Raw genomic sequence first — 13,494 nt, 5'->3', positions numbered from 1 at the left:
GTGCTGATGCCTGGGGGTTTATAGCATAAAGAGTATCAAGCTGGTGCTCGTTAGCGCCAGCTTTTTTATGTTTATCAGTGTTCGTGCTGATTGATTGCGCCGGTGATCAGGCGACCGAAGAACGATTTCATTGCCTTTGTCATAGGAAAGAGGCATTTCTAGTTGACGTAATGAAAGGGCTTAAGCAAGTTTATCGCTGAACCGTTTTTGTTCCTATCGAACGAAAGCGCGGGTGTTCTGCAAGTATGGAGCTTTTCATCTCTTTTACTGCTGGATGGTCTGATGCAAAGAACTGAAGTTTGGACTCGTAAAGTTCAACTAATTTTCCGTTATCCAGTACACCTAGTGTGTCACTCAATTGATAAGCGGCTTTCAAATCATGCGTAATAAAAAAATACGATAACCCAAACTCATCTTTGAGCTCTTTTAACAAATCGAGTATAAGCATTTGGGTTACCATGTCCAGACTGCTGACTGATTCGTCTAATACGATCAGCTTCGGTTTGAGCGAGATTGCTCTAGCGATATTGATCCGCTGCAATTGACCGCCGCTGAATTGGTGCGGGTATTTTGTTAAATCCTGTTCACTTAAGCCTACTCTTTCCAACAGCTCGATGATGGTTCGCCTTTGTTCCGCTATTGTAAGTGTTTCATAGTTTTCTAATGGTTCTGCGATAATCCGTTCCGCTGTCATTCGCGGGTTGACGGACGAGTATGAATCTTGAAAGACAGCTTGAAGGTCACGACGGATTTTTCGCCGGATCGATTTATTTGCGCTATACATATCATGGCCTTGGAAAAGGATTTGACCTAATTGCGGCCGTTCTAAACCAAGCAATACTTTTCCCAATGTACTCTTACCGGCTCCGCTTGGCCCAATCATGCCTAAGCATGTACCTTGGTCAATCGAAAAGCTGATATCGGAAAGGACTTGTTTAGATTGGGTTTGCCATTTAAACAATGTCCGAGCCCCATAACAATGACTGACTCCTCTCACTTGTAGTAAACTCACTTCATCACCCCGTATCAAATTCTATCAACATGATCCAATGGAACGTTTATCTATTGGCAATGTCAAACGTGCACCCAATAGCTTCTTTGTATATTCATGCTTTGGTGCATCAAACAGCTGAAACACATCTGCTTTTTCTGCGATTTTTCCTTTCTGCATCACAGCGACTTCGTCCGCCATTTCAGCAATGACACCCAGATCATGAGAGATAAGCAAAATTGCCGTTCCATATTCAGAGCGCATGGCGTCTAAATGTTTCAGCACGGTCTTCTGATTATTGACGTCTAGTGCAGTTGTGGGTTCATCCGCAATCAGAATGGCCGGATGTAAGCAAACAGCGGTTGCAATCATCACCCGTTGAAGCATTCCGCCGCTTAATTGAAAAGGGTAAGATTTTAAAAGTTTAACAGGATTGGATAAGCTCACATTATGCAATGCTTCGATTGCAAGCTCCTTCGCCTGCTTTTTGTTAAAAGACGTATGAGAGCGAATCGTTTCGACCATTTGATGACCAATCGTAAAAACGGGTGTAAAAGCGTTCATCGGATTTTGCATAATATAGGCAACATCTTTGCCGCGGATCTTGCGCATTTCTTGATCTGCCAATCCGTTTAATTCTCGGCCTTGTAAGGAAATGCTTCCTTCCACCTTGGTTGTTTTCTGATGAAGCATCTGAAGAATGGACATGCCCGTTACTGTTTTTCCGCATCCGCTCTCACCAATCAGACCAAGGATTTGACCTCGCTTCAGTTCGAAATTGACGTCTTGCACTAGGGTTGAAACTCCTTTTTGCGTTTTGGCCTGTACATGCAAATCTCTCACTTTGAGCACCGGTGATTGTTCTGTTCCCAACTTCCTCATCCTTTTTATCATCGACGTTTAACTCCGTATTTTTCTGATAAACTCTCGCCCAATAAATTGAATGTTACCACGACAACCATGATCATCAGCCCTGGATAAATCATCAACTCAGGGTTCGTCCGAATATACGATTTACCTTCATGAATCATCGCTCCCCATTCCGCAGCTGGGGGCTGGACGCCTAATCCAAGAAACGACATAGCGGATATGTCCATAATGGCCCAGCCCATTTCCAATGTACCCATGACAACGAGGGGAGGGAGCACATTAGGTATGATATGTTTTTTCAGTATCTTCCATTGTGATGATCCATTGATTTTTGCGGCTTTAATAAAGTTTTCCTCTTTCAGGCTAAGCACCATTCCTCTAAAGATTCTCGCATAATAGACCCATTGCACCAGCATGAGGGCAAGAATGACTTGAGGAAGTCCAGGTCCGAATATGCCCACTAGACCAAGAACTAAAATTAAGTTTGGAAAGGCCATCACACCATCACAAAATCTCATTAACAGCTGATCAACCCATCCGCCTTTATACCCTGAAATCGTACCGACAATGAGACCGATCACGAGTGAGGAAATAAAAATGAGCATTGCAAATCCCAAAGAAATCCGTGTTCCGTACAAAAGGCGGGATAAGTTGCATCTTCCTAAATGGTCAGTTCCTAAAGGGAACTCCAAGGATGGAGGGTGCAGCTTATATGCCAAATGAACAGCAACAGGATTATTCGGCGCAATCCAAGGGGCAAATACAGCGATGAGAAACAGAATGGATAATATGGTGATGCATGCCGTTATCACTTTTTGACTTTTGTATATCCTGCGTATGCTTATAATCATCGATACTGCCCTTCTTTCCTGGAAATGCGCGGATCAATATACATTTGAATGAGATCAACGATTAAGCTGCTCAATATAAAAAAGGCGGCGGCTATGAACACATAGCATTGAATGACCGGGATGTCACGATTGAAAATGGCCTCAATAAAATAACGGCCAAAGCCAGGCCAAGAAAAAACCACTTCAACAATAATTGTTCCGGTGAGAAGTTTGCCAAGATTCATTCCTAGTCCTGTAATCATCGGAGAAATGGCCATTTTCAATACATGCTTAGCCATAATGCTTTTATTTTTCAGTCCTCTGATTTTTGCGTATTGGACATACGGTTCTTGCAGGTTTTCTATCACACTGGCGCGCAAAAGCCTTGTATACATTGCAATTAAAGGAAGCGCCAGCGTCATTGACGGCAGTACGAGGTGCTGCCATGTCCCAATTCCTTCTACTGGAAAAAGATCTAATTGAACAGAAAAGAAAAAAACCAACATATACCCTAACCAAAAAGTCGGAATGGATGCCCCGAAAAAGGAAATGAAGCGACTGATATGATCAATTGCGCGATTTCTTTTGATTCCAGCAAAGAAGCCGAGAGGCACACTGACAAGCACCGCGATCAATAAACTCCCAAGCGCAAGTTCGATCGTTGCTGGCATTCGGAGGGCAACCTCGTCCCAAACCGGCTTATTCGAAACATAAGATATGCCAAAATCGAATTGGCATATCTTCAAAATAGAGTTTACATATTGGATAAAGAATGGTTGATCTAAGCCAAACTCATGTCTCTTTTGTTCTAAAATGTCATCGTTTGGCTGGATATGCGCTGCTGCTACATACGCTTCAGCCGGGTCAACCGGTGAGAGTTGAATCATTCCAGTTGTCAGAAGCGCAGCTAAAAGAAACACTGGAATGATGGACATGATTCGTTTCAATATATAGATACCCATAAAAGCCTCCTACTGCTTCATGCGAATACCTGTAAATGGATGTTCGTCACGGTTGGCAGGGAAAGTAAAGTCTGTCATATTCTTTTGGTAGATCGCTGTCTTTTTAATATAAGAGATCGGAACGATGGCTCCCTGATCTTGAAGGGATGTTAAAATAGATGAGTAAAGCTTTTGACGCTCTTTTTCATCAGTTGTTTGAGGAACCTTTGCCATCTGCTTCAATAACTTATCTTTGTTTGGATAGGCAGAAATCGCTTCATTAAATCCAAATCCTTTTGACGCGACAATGTTTACAAATGTATGCGGGTCATAAGGCGAGCCATAGTTGCTAAAGAAGTTCATATCAAATTCATTCGCTTTGAACCGCTTAACCTGAGTCGCCAATTCTACTCCTTCAAGATTCAACTTCACTCCAATCGCTGCCCACTCTGCTTGCAGCGTTTCTGCCATTGCTTTTTGAATGGATTCCGCTGAATCATACATTAAACTAAATTCAAGAGGCTCTCCGTCTTTCTCACGAACCGTCTTGCCTTTCGGAAGTTTCCAGCCGGCCGCATCTAATAACGCTTTCGCTTTTTCCGCATCATATTTTACTTGCTTTACATCAATATCAGACGTGTATGGGAAAGTTGTCGGCAAAATATGATCTGCTTTTTCTTCTAACCCGGAGGTAATGCCTTCCACCATGGCGTCTTTATCAAAACCGTAGTGCAGGGCTTGGCGCACACGTTCATCAGAAAGTTGTTCTTTTTTCGTATTCATGACAAGCTGTCTCGTCGCTACCGGTTCAGAAAGACTAGTTTCATACTGACCTGTCGATTGCAGCTGCTTGTATGCATCCAAGCTGATGACGCCTTCACCGTAAATTAAGTCCAATTCACCTTTTTCAAATGCGAGCACTCTTGTTTCTGCGTCTGGGATGACTTTCACCTTGATTTTCTCGACTTTAGGCTTTTCACCCCAATAATTTTCATTGCGTTTAAAAATCGCATATTCATCAGCTTTATATTCGTCCAATACCCATGGACCCGTTCCCACCGGTTTTGCGACACCTTTTGATGTATCGCCATCCTTAGGGAATCCAGCCTCTCCTAAAAACCGAACAGGCCGTACAACTGCCAGCTCCTGAATGGTTGGATAATATGGTTCAGTCAGTGTCAATTGAAAGGTATGATCATCGATCACTTTTGTTTGAGCTATTTTTGTCATAAATCCTAGCCAGCTATGCAACTCAGGATGTTTTAAAATGGAGTCGAAATTCTTTTTCGCGATTTTTGCGTTAAAGGTTGTTCCATCCGAGAATTTGACATCCTTACGCAAATGAAATGTATACACTTTACCGTCATTAGATATATCCCAAGACTCAGCTAAATGCGGTTTAAGCTTCCCGCCCGTTCCATAAGTGACCAAAGGCTCGTATACCATTGATTGGGCAAACAATTGGGAAGGGTTATAGACATGCGGGTTCATTTCGCCTATATCTCTAGGCCAAGCAATTGTGACCATATTGTTATGTTTTTTCATCTCTGTTGAATTTCCTGCATTAGTACATCCTGCTAATAAAATAGAAAAGATGAGCATCGATAAGAAAGTAAATTTAATTTTCAAACGAATCTTCCCGCTAAGCATCTGTATTTCCTCCTAAGTGATGTTGATAATCATTTTCATTTTAAGGAGGAGGCATACCCTTGTCAATGTAAGAATATAGGTATTGATTATTTTGAAACTAATAAAGTGTTAACTCATAGATCTGCATTCATCATATCTTTCCTAAAGTCTTAGTTAGTGGAAATTTTACCACCATACGGAAATGATCCGGTGAACAAATCCTTGCTCATCTGAATATGAATCTTACTCTTAGAGATGAGGATTTTGAATATAAAAACACCATCTTTCTATAGCGAAAGGTGGTGATTATTTTGTATCAAGCTTTGAAGTCAAAACATATGTGGCATTGAAATAAAATTTGATACAATTATGTTAATAGCTGAATTGTAACTATTCCCCAAACAAGCCATAAAGGAGGATTATCATGACTAAACATCAGATTTATACAATGAGTGTCGCAAAAGTTTATCCCTATTATATTTCGAAAGCTGAGAAAAAAGGACGCACAAAATCAGAAGTCGATGAAATCACTCGTTGGTTGACAGGATATAGCCAGGAAGAGTTAGAAGGGCAACTGGAAAAACAGACAGACTTTGAAACCTTCTTTGCGAAAGCCCCCCAACTGAATCCTTCACGGGCTTTGATCAAAGGTGTAGTCTGCGGCGTCCGAGTGGAAGATATCGAAGAATCAACGATGCGGGAAATCCGCTATTTGGATAAATTAATCGATGAGCTAGCAAAGGGGAAATCGATGGAGAAGATTTTGCGGAAATAATAATGACAAAGAGACACTGATTTATATAGGTTTACTTTTAAGTAATTAATCATCAACCTTTTTTATAAAAAATGTATACGAATTCACAAAAAAGACATCCATTTTGATCAAACATTTTTCGAAATGGATTCTTTTTATTTGTTCTAAAATGGGTTTCTAGAGATGCTTTTTATTTCAAAGGCTTAAAAAATCTTTAAAATCAAGGGTTACCATTTTTATTGTATTAAAGTGGTAAAGAAAGGAATGGTTTTGCTCAGGAAGATCTGACGGTAGATCATCTGTAGACAAGATTAGACGTAGGATTAAAAACGAACTGGAGGAAAAAGAAGATTGTCTTAAAACGGTTTTTTTCTCGGAGATCGTTCAGTTAGGATTTTGACTGTCATCGTGCATAATGAAATTTTTAAGAACGAACAAAGAAGAAAGGATGAGTTTGATGAAGGAATACTTTTCGATTGGGGAAACAGCCCGTCTCAATCACATTTCAATTCAAACATTGCGCTACTATGATAAGATCGGAATTTTCAAGCCTCAATATACAGATCAGAACAACGGCTATCGTTATTATCATGTTAAACAGTTCTTTTATTTAGATATCATAAAATATCTCAAATGTATTAAAACACCTTTGGAAGACATTAAGCGCATTATCTCACATACATGTACCCCTGAACGGATGCAAACCTTTCTTAACGGGCAAGAAAGCGTGATTGAACGTGAAATGGAAAGACTCGAACGTGCCAGGCAATTGCTTCATAGAAGAAAGAATCAGCTTCATGAACAAGTGGAGATACGCACTAAAAAAGAAGAAGGTCTAGTTTATGTTCGACATATAGAAGGCCAAACCATTTTAAAAGCAGCGACACCTCAAGTGAATCCTCATGACCAATCAGATTTGTATTACCGAAAATTGGCTGAAGTCCTTGAAGAAAGAGGAGATTTGGTTGATAACTATTATGGACTTATTTATGATTTAAAGCCTTATAAAGATTCCGGTGATATTTATTGCAACAGTGTTTATACGACCATTCATGATGGAGTAAAGATAGAGATAGGAGGACAAAACATTACGATCGATTCTTTCCCATCCGGTGAATATGTGTGTATCTCATTTGATTGCTCTGCAACAAATTATTTTTCATACTATCAAAAACTGTACCATTTTATTGAATCTCATGGCATCCAAACGGATGAAAAAGTATATCAAATTTCTCTTCCAAACAGCTACGACTCATTAAGAGAAGAAGACTTCCTCACAGAATTTAGAGTGCGGAAAAAATAACGAACCCCTTGACCCTATCGTTGCTATAGGGTTTATGATTTATGCATCGTTCTTATGAATTTGTAAAAGGAAGGATGTATAAGATGAAAAATAAAAGAGGTAAAACGCTTCGCTTACTTATGCGGCAATGGCAAGGCGGAAACAACCCTCCGTATGTACTTGGAGCCCATTTATTTAACGGGCTTGCACCTAAAACGAATGATCCATTTGAAGAAAAGCCTGGATGTAGCCAAAGTCCTTTGATGTTGCAGGACTTGGGATTACAGAACATTTTCCATGAGATGCGTATAACTTACAAAATATGTTGAAGTGACTTCCATTATTGGAGGATATCAACAAAAAGACGTTGAAACACGTTTTATCGTATTTCAAATTCTAGTAAAAAATGAATTTAAAACAAAAGGAGCGATGAATATGAGAGCGCCGATAGACGAACCAACTTGGTACTCCTACCCTGGAATGGTAGCTGTCGTTACGGCTCAATATGAAGGTGAAAAAAACGCAATGGCTTCTGGGTGGCACACGTATATTGGATCTTCTCCTGGCATGTATGGGGTATCAATAGGCAAAGGGACATATACTTACAAAATGATTGAGAAAAGTGCTGTTTTAGGAGTGAACTTTCTTCCAGGGAGATGTTCGGAATTAATTCAAGCATTAGGCACCCATAGCGGCAGAGATATAAATAAGTTTGAAGCATTTCATATTCAATACGAAGAAGGACGAAAAGCTAAGATACCGATTTTAACTGATGCGTATTTTGCTTATGAGTGTAAAGTACACAGTATATCCACTTTGGGCGATCAAGAGTGGGTTGTGGGAGAAGTATTACAGAGATATCAAGATAAAGAGCTTTTCTTAAAAAATGGAATGCTAAATTTAGAGAAGCTGGATATTCCGCTTCATATTGGAGAGTCCAGCTATCGAATACTAAATAGTAGAGCAGAGGAACATCAACACCCGTTTGATCCCAATGCTGATTGAAACGTGCAAGTTCCTTCACCTTCATTGTTGTGTGGTATACATGCTCATAAAACCCCTATGCATTGGGTAAATCCAAATGCATCTATCATCTCAGACACAATGATCGTAAGAGTTGAGGAAACCACTATCAAAATAAAAATCAATGGATGTATGTGCAGCGGTTTCCGTTGGAAATCCATTGACTTCGCCTTAGCAAAAAAAGACTCAAAGACCGTGAAGCTTCTTCAAGATAGCTTTGCGATCTTTTTATTTCTAAGCCTCAATTTATCTTACGATGGAAGGTATTTCAACTTTCTCTGCCGATCAGCATTAGTCCATAAAGGAAAGAGCATTTCCAGATTTACCTATAAAGTCAGTAAAGCTTTCCGCAACCAAATAAAATGCGTCCCGTTCATTTACTGATTCATGATCCCAAAATCCTAAAGATGAACTTGCACAATTGAATTGTCCTCGATAGTCAAGCTTATTTGCAATTGGAATTCTTCTATGAGGGAATTCGTCTTTATACGCCTTTATATTGTAGACAAGTGAATGATCATTGTTATTTAATCTATAAAATAAACAGATAGTTATTAATTTGTTTTTCACCCAAGATTATGTTTATGGTTAGTTTAATGTTTAAGAAAGGATGAGGATGATGAAAAACTTAGGTGGGATTTCAATTTTATTTTTCTTGATCTCGTTGATGGTTTTTGGAATTTCGTTTTTTAATGGGGATCTTTTTTCAGGACCAGTTATGATATTTTTTTCGATTATTCTACCATTAATCGGAATTATTATTGCACTTGTAAGTAAGGGCGGAGGAACAAAGGTTGTTGGTCTTATCGGGAATGCCATTATTCTTATTGTAGCAGGAGTAATACCAGCTGTTTCGATGCTGTTTTGGAATCAGCCTTAAACATCGGCAAAACGGGGGTCAGTGTCTTTTATTTGGTTTTATATTAAAAGTTTTAAAAGAATAAAATAAAGAAAGCCGGAATATGAGATCCGGCTTCTTCTAATCATTTTCCCTTCGCTTTCTTCCGCTTCTCCTTCTCCGCCCGGTAAAACTCATGAAACATCTTCATCAGCGCCCGCTTTTCAATCCGCGACACATAGCTGCGCGAAATACCGAGTTCTTTAGCAATCTCACGCTGTGTTTTTTCCTTCTTCAAATCAAGCCCAAACCGGCCGACAATCACTTCCTTCTCACGATCATCTAAAATGTCAATGTATTGCTTCACTTTTTCAAGCTCCATATTGAGCTGGATCGTATCAATCACGTCTTCATTTTCTGATTTCAAAACGTCGATCAGGCTTATTTCATTCCCTTCTTTATCCTGCCCGATCGGATCATGAAGGGAGACGTCTTTTTTTGTTTTTTTCAGTGCGCGCAAATGCATGAGGATTTCGTTTTCAATACACCGCGCGGCATACGTCGCAAGCTTTGTCCCTTTTCCGGCGGAATAGCTTTCAATTCCTTTGATCAGCCCGATTGTTCCGATGGAGATTAAGTCCTCTGCATCCTCACCTGTATTTTCGAATTTTTTCACAATATGGGCGACCAAGCGAAGATTATGCTCAATCAGCATGTTCCTGGCATGTTCATCCCCTTTAGCCATGAGCTCTAAGTATTTTTTTTCCTCGCTGCTTGAGAGCGGTTGTGGAAAGGCATTGTTTTTCACGTAAGATACTAAAAAGACAAGCTCTTTAACAACAAAGCCGAGCGCTGCGAAAACACCTGTCACCATCGTCACCTCCACAAAAGTATATAGGCTAAAGCCTATATGTAAATGTATGTAGGCGGGAGGCTGTCTGTGTCTGTACCGGGAAATTTCTCGCAGGGGAGCTTGGCTTTTGTGAGCAGCATACGAACTTCAAATTTTAAATATAATTTTTATCAGACTCCCATACATTGAAATGAACAAAAAATGTGTATGGGGGGATGGGAATGAAAAAGTGGATGGCAGGCCTGTTTCTTGCTGCAGCAGTTCTTCTTTGTTTAATGGTTCCGCAGCAGATCCAAGGCGCTTCTTTGTATGACAAAGTGTTGACTTTTCCGCTGTCTCGTTATCCGGAAACAGGCGATCATATTAGAGATGCGATTGCAGAGGGACATTCTGAGGTTTGCACCATTGATAGAGATGGAGCAGACAAAAGGCGGGAGGAATCATTAAAGGGGATCCCGACGAAGCCGGGCTATGACCGGGATGAGTGGCCGATGGCGGTCTGTCAGGAAGGCGGCGCAGGAGCTGATGTCCGATATGTGACGCCTTCTGATAATCGCGGGGCCGGCTCGTGGGTAGGGAATCAAATGAGCAGCTATCCTGACGGCACCAGAGTGCTGTTTATTGTGCAGTAGTAAAGAAGAGGCTCTATCTTGAGCCTCTGTTGTTACAACCCTTCGCCGTGCTGAATTTTCGGGGGATAGGTTTCTGCTTTTCGCCAATATTGGCGTGTGTCTTCGTGCCGTACAACAATGCCCAGCTGTGCCAGTTCGAGACGGAATTCTTCAATATCGTCTTTTTCTTCGTCCTCCAGCGCTTTGTGACGAGCTTTTAATAAGGCATGGGCGCCTGGCGAGAGGTCTGGTGCATCAGGTATCCATCGGCGAAATTGATCTTTAAAAGGATCACCATCTGCTGCCCATTCGTAATTGTGCTTTCTAAAGGCCTTCTCGACATTCACTGGTTTTTCATCAATTTCTTCCCGTGCCAATTCATATCCGGCTGTTCCTAGGAGGACAAGCCGTTTGTGATCCATAAACACAAGAGCGATGTCACCGGAATGAATTGTTTGCACTTTTTTTCCTTTGATTAATTCCACTGTGTCATTTGTAATTTTTACAGACAGCAGCATTGCAATAACAGAATGAGCGAACCAAATCCCTGCAGACACGCCAAGCAGCGCAGTGATAAATGCAGCTGGTGATCCCTGAAAAGAGGTGACCAGCCGGAGCGGTCCTTCAAAAGGAATCCACGGGAGTGATAATGTCCATTTTGCAAACTGCGGGATAAAATACCCGATCCCAAAGCCGATGATTGCAAGTGCAGCGTATAAAAAATAAACAGCAGTTTTCGTAACTCCAATAAAAGTGTGAGATTGATTCTGCAATATGTCACCTTCTTTATTTGAAAAAATCAAATTCTCTTCCCATATTTTAACTTAAAAAGATAGTAAATCAAGGATGAATTAAAAGAAAAGCTCAAGAATGGGCCTAGAACAGTCGGAAACAATAGCGCCCGGGGTACACAAGACACGCATCCGAATTCGCAGTCGTCTCGGCGGAGCACGCAGCTGAAAGTCAAACCACTTAAAGCTGTTTCGGAAAAAGAAAAGCTGTGCTAAAGAACATACAAATCACAAAGGATGAGGGAACGGTAAAATCCATTTTGGCCTCATTTGTTTTTATACGTATCTCATTACAGTTCACAGGGAACATAAAGAGTAAAGGCTTTTTAAACAATCAGGAGGAACTGACATGAAAATTGGATTAATCGGGTTAGGAAAAATGGGCATAAACATAGGAAAGCAATTCATTGACCGCAAACATCAAGCTGTCGGGTATGATGTGAATCAAGCGGCTGTTGATGAACTGAAAGCCTATGGGGCTGAGGGGACAACGAATCTAAAAGAGTTGATTTCTTCATTAGACACGCCGCGTATACTATGGGTTATGGTGCCGCATGGCGTTGTCGATGCTGTTTTGCGTGATGTGGCGCCTTTATTAAGCAAAGGCGATATTGTCATTGAAGCCGGAAACTCTCATTATAAAGAATCGATTCGCCGCCACAATCAAATGAAAGAAGCGGGTATCCATTATCTCGATGCCGGAACGTCGGGCGGAATGGAAGGCGCGCGCCATGGTGCCTGTTTTATGATAGGAGGAGACCCTGAAGCATGGGAGATTGCAGAGCCGCTGTTTCGGGATACTGCCGTCGAAAACGGATATCTTTACGCTGGTGAGGCGGGAAGCGGACATTTCTTGAAAATGATTCATAATGGCATTGAGTACGGAATGATGGCCGCGATTGGTGAAGGATTCGAAGTGCTTGAAAACAGCCAATTTGATTTTGACTACGAAAAGGTTGCCAGAGTATGGAATAACGGCTCTGTCATTCGCTCTTGGCTTATGGGGCTGACTGAGCGAGCTTTCTCTAAAGATGCGAGGCTGGATCAGATCAAAGGTATCATGCATTCCTCAGGTGAAGGAAAGTGGACGGTGGAAACAGCGCTTGATCTGCAGACAGCAACTCCGGTGATTGCCATGTCGCTGCTGATGAGATACCGTTCTTTAACAGATGATACGTTTACAGGAAAGGTCGTCGCTGCGCTTCGAAATGAATTCGGAGGCCATGCGACAGAAAAAAAGTAAGGGGACGAACACGCCTCCTTATTTTTTTTGCACGTTCAGCAGATGAGGGAATTTTTTACAAATGATCATCATGATGATCAGAATGTAGGCTCCGTAAATGCTGAAAGACAGTAATTTGTCGCTGGAAAAATTAGCACCTGCAATGGTAACAACGACAATATTCGGGATTTTTCCTATGAGAGACGCGAAGAAAAAAACATGCCAGCGAACCTGACTCAGCCCGCATATCACGTTCATGACAAGAGAAGGAATGACGGGGATGAGTCTTCCTAATAAAACAGCGGTAAAAGCATTTTTGTTGAAGGAAGCCTCGTAGCTTTGGATAGCGGGATAGGCCTGAACTTTTTTTCTGGCCCAATCTCTAAAGCTGTATCTGGCGAGAAAAAACAGCATGATTGTACCAAGCATTGAGCCAGTCAGTGTAATCCAGATCCCATTTGCGATTCCGAACACAGCGCCGTTTAAAGCAGCAACCAAAGCAAACGGCACAATGGGGAAAAAAACATCGGCAGCAATCAGCAGCATACTGAATAAAACAGAAAACATCCCTCCTGCTTTGATTGCCTCAAGCCAAGCTTCTTTCTGAAAAAAACCGACTACAATGACAGTTATAATCACGATGATACCTAGTATCTTTTTTAACATGTCTATGGTCACTCCCAACTAAGGTGATGTCAGGAGCCAAAACCTCCGTCATCTACGTTAGTATAACTGGTGTCAGTTCAGCGATTCAACTAAAATTGATATTTGGATTTAGAACACAATTCTTTTTTATCTTGTAAAATAGGGCATGCCATCCCTATGTTTTCTGCATTCTTTAATAGCAGGGAGGGATAGA

The 13,494-nt window shown here is 41.1% G+C and carries 15 protein-coding genes; 7 read left to right on the top strand and 8 right to left on the bottom strand.

Annotated elements, in window-relative coordinates; all coding sequences use genetic code 11:
• Nucleotides 1-190 precede the first annotated feature (190 nt).
• From nikE to nikA, 5 genes are read right to left on the bottom strand one after another with little or no spacing between them, the layout of a single operon-like run.
• Complete coding sequence (gene nikE, locus V6D41_RS02455) at nucleotides 191-1,012, bottom strand: nickel import ATP-binding protein NikE (protein ID WP_333517170.1); 822 nt, start codon at nucleotides 1,010-1,012, stop codon at nucleotides 191-193.
• A gap of 24 nt (nucleotides 1,013-1,036) precedes the next feature.
• The gene (gene nikD, locus V6D41_RS02450) at nucleotides 1,037-1,864 is read right to left on the bottom strand and encodes a nickel import ATP-binding protein NikD (RefSeq protein WP_333517169.1); all 828 of its coding nucleotides are present in this window, start codon (nucleotides 1,862-1,864) and stop codon (nucleotides 1,037-1,039) included.
• 17 nt (nucleotides 1,865-1,881) lie between these two features.
• Nucleotides 1,882-2,712: a nickel ABC transporter permease subunit NikC gene (nikC, locus tag V6D41_RS02445; RefSeq protein WP_333517168.1), complete on the bottom strand. Its 831-nt coding sequence runs from the start codon at nucleotides 2,710-2,712 to the stop codon at nucleotides 1,882-1,884.
• The gene (gene nikB, locus V6D41_RS02440; protein ID WP_148962123.1) at nucleotides 2,709-3,653 is read right to left on the bottom strand and encodes a nickel ABC transporter permease subunit NikB; all 945 of its coding nucleotides are present in this window, start codon (nucleotides 3,651-3,653) and stop codon (nucleotides 2,709-2,711) included. The genes nikC and nikB overlap by 4 nt, the downstream gene beginning before the upstream one ends.
• A 9-nt stretch (nucleotides 3,654-3,662) precedes the next feature.
• A complete protein-coding gene (nikA, locus tag V6D41_RS02435; protein WP_333517167.1) occupies nucleotides 3,663-5,282 on the bottom strand; it encodes a nickel ABC transporter substrate-binding protein in 1,620 nt (539 codons plus the stop codon).
• A 403-nt stretch (nucleotides 5,283-5,685) separates the two neighbouring features.
• On the opposite strand from nikA, the gene V6D41_RS02430 reads away from it, so the two are divergent.
• The 5 genes from V6D41_RS02430 (at nucleotide 5,686) to V6D41_RS02410 (ending at nucleotide 9,200) form a co-directional block, all read left to right on the top strand.
• Nucleotides 5,686-6,036 (top strand): DUF2200 domain-containing protein, encoded by a 351-nt coding sequence (locus V6D41_RS02430; RefSeq protein WP_333517166.1) that lies wholly within the window; start codon nucleotides 5,686-5,688, stop codon nucleotides 6,034-6,036.
• A gap of 436 nt (nucleotides 6,037-6,472) precedes the next feature.
• A complete protein-coding gene (locus V6D41_RS02425; protein ID WP_333517165.1) occupies nucleotides 6,473-7,318 on the top strand; it encodes a MerR family transcriptional regulator in 846 nt (281 codons plus the stop codon).
• 83 nt (nucleotides 7,319-7,401) lie between these two features.
• Complete coding sequence (locus V6D41_RS02420) at nucleotides 7,402-7,626, top strand: hypothetical protein (protein WP_333517430.1); 225 nt, start codon at nucleotides 7,402-7,404, stop codon at nucleotides 7,624-7,626.
• 106 nt (nucleotides 7,627-7,732) lie between these two features.
• Nucleotides 7,733-8,302 carry a flavin reductase family protein gene (locus V6D41_RS02415; protein ID WP_333517423.1) on the top strand — a complete coding sequence of 190 codons (570 nt, stop codon included), beginning with the start codon at nucleotides 7,733-7,735 and terminating at the stop codon, nucleotides 8,300-8,302.
• 637 nt (nucleotides 8,303-8,939) lie between these two features.
• The gene (locus tag V6D41_RS02410; protein WP_333517164.1) at nucleotides 8,940-9,200 is read left to right on the top strand and encodes a hypothetical protein; all 261 of its coding nucleotides are present in this window, start codon (nucleotides 8,940-8,942) and stop codon (nucleotides 9,198-9,200) included.
• Nucleotides 9,201-9,303: 103 nt separating this feature from the next.
• On the opposite strand, the gene sigK is transcribed toward V6D41_RS02410, so the two are convergent.
• A complete protein-coding gene (gene sigK, locus V6D41_RS02405) occupies nucleotides 9,304-10,032 on the bottom strand; it encodes an RNA polymerase sporulation sigma factor SigK (RefSeq protein ID WP_013308023.1) in 729 nt (242 codons plus the stop codon).
• A gap of 200 nt (nucleotides 10,033-10,232) precedes the next feature.
• Between sigK and nucB the strand changes: the two genes are divergently transcribed.
• Complete coding sequence (gene nucB / locus V6D41_RS02400; protein WP_333517163.1) at nucleotides 10,233-10,643, top strand: sporulation-specific Dnase NucB; 411 nt, start codon at nucleotides 10,233-10,235, stop codon at nucleotides 10,641-10,643.
• Between the two features lie 32 nt (nucleotides 10,644-10,675).
• On the opposite strand, the gene V6D41_RS02395 is transcribed toward nucB, so the two are convergent.
• Nucleotides 10,676-11,398, bottom strand: a complete 723-nt coding sequence (locus V6D41_RS02395; protein WP_333517422.1) for a YqeB family protein — start codon at nucleotides 11,396-11,398, stop codon at nucleotides 10,676-10,678.
• A gap of 364 nt (nucleotides 11,399-11,762) precedes the next feature.
• Between V6D41_RS02395 and gnd the strand changes: the two genes are divergently transcribed.
• Nucleotides 11,763-12,656, top strand: coding sequence for a phosphogluconate dehydrogenase (NAD(+)-dependent, decarboxylating) (gnd, locus tag V6D41_RS02390; RefSeq protein WP_202327124.1), 894 nt, complete (start codon nucleotides 11,763-11,765; stop codon nucleotides 12,654-12,656).
• Between the two features lie 18 nt (nucleotides 12,657-12,674).
• Here the strand turns inward: gnd and V6D41_RS02385 are convergent, their stop codons facing one another.
• Nucleotides 12,675-13,301 (bottom strand): TVP38/TMEM64 family protein, encoded by a 627-nt coding sequence (locus V6D41_RS02385; RefSeq protein ID WP_333517162.1) that lies wholly within the window; start codon nucleotides 13,299-13,301, stop codon nucleotides 12,675-12,677.
• Between the last annotated feature and the right edge of the window lie 193 nt (nucleotides 13,302-13,494).

The sequence above is a fragment of the Bacillus sp. 0102A genome, assembly GCF_036765155.1.
Classification (GTDB): domain Bacteria; phylum Bacillota; class Bacilli; order Bacillales; family Bacillaceae; genus Bacillus; species Bacillus subtilis_G.
Note: the sequence above shows the minus strand (reverse complement) of the source record. Positions and strands in the feature narration are given on the sequence as shown.

What these genes read in the sequence shown, in the direction of transcription:
- nikC (WP_333517168.1), bottom strand. Translation starts at nt 2,712, where the DNA reads ATGATTATAAGCATACGCAGGATATACAAAAGTCAAAAAGTGATAACG.
- nikB (WP_148962123.1), bottom strand. Translation starts at nt 3,653, where the DNA reads ATGGGTATCTATATATTGAAACGAATCATGTCCATCATTCCAGTGTTT.
- nikA (WP_333517167.1), bottom strand. Translation starts at nt 5,282, where the DNA reads ATGCTTAGCGGGAAGATTCGTTTGAAAATTAAATTTACTTTCTTATCG.
- V6D41_RS02430 (WP_333517166.1), top strand. Translation starts at nt 5,686, where the DNA reads ATGACTAAACATCAGATTTATACAATGAGTGTCGCAAAAGTTTATCCC.
- V6D41_RS02425 (WP_333517165.1), top strand. Translation starts at nt 6,473, where the DNA reads ATGAAGGAATACTTTTCGATTGGGGAAACAGCCCGTCTCAATCACATT.
- V6D41_RS02420 (WP_333517430.1), top strand. Translation starts at nt 7,402, where the DNA reads ATGAAAAATAAAAGAGGTAAAACGCTTCGCTTACTTATGCGGCAATGG.
- V6D41_RS02415 (WP_333517423.1), top strand. Translation starts at nt 7,733, where the DNA reads ATGAGAGCGCCGATAGACGAACCAACTTGGTACTCCTACCCTGGAATG.
- V6D41_RS02410 (WP_333517164.1), top strand. Translation starts at nt 8,940, where the DNA reads ATGAAAAACTTAGGTGGGATTTCAATTTTATTTTTCTTGATCTCGTTG.
- sigK (WP_013308023.1), bottom strand. Translation starts at nt 10,032, where the DNA reads ATGGTGACAGGTGTTTTCGCAGCGCTCGGCTTTGTTGTTAAAGAGCTT.
- nucB (WP_333517163.1), top strand. Translation starts at nt 10,233, where the DNA reads ATGAAAAAGTGGATGGCAGGCCTGTTTCTTGCTGCAGCAGTTCTTCTT.
- gnd (WP_202327124.1), top strand. Translation starts at nt 11,763, where the DNA reads ATGAAAATTGGATTAATCGGGTTAGGAAAAATGGGCATAAACATAGGA.
- V6D41_RS02385 (WP_333517162.1), bottom strand. Translation starts at nt 13,301, where the DNA reads ATGTTAAAAAAGATACTAGGTATCATCGTGATTATAACTGTCATTGTA.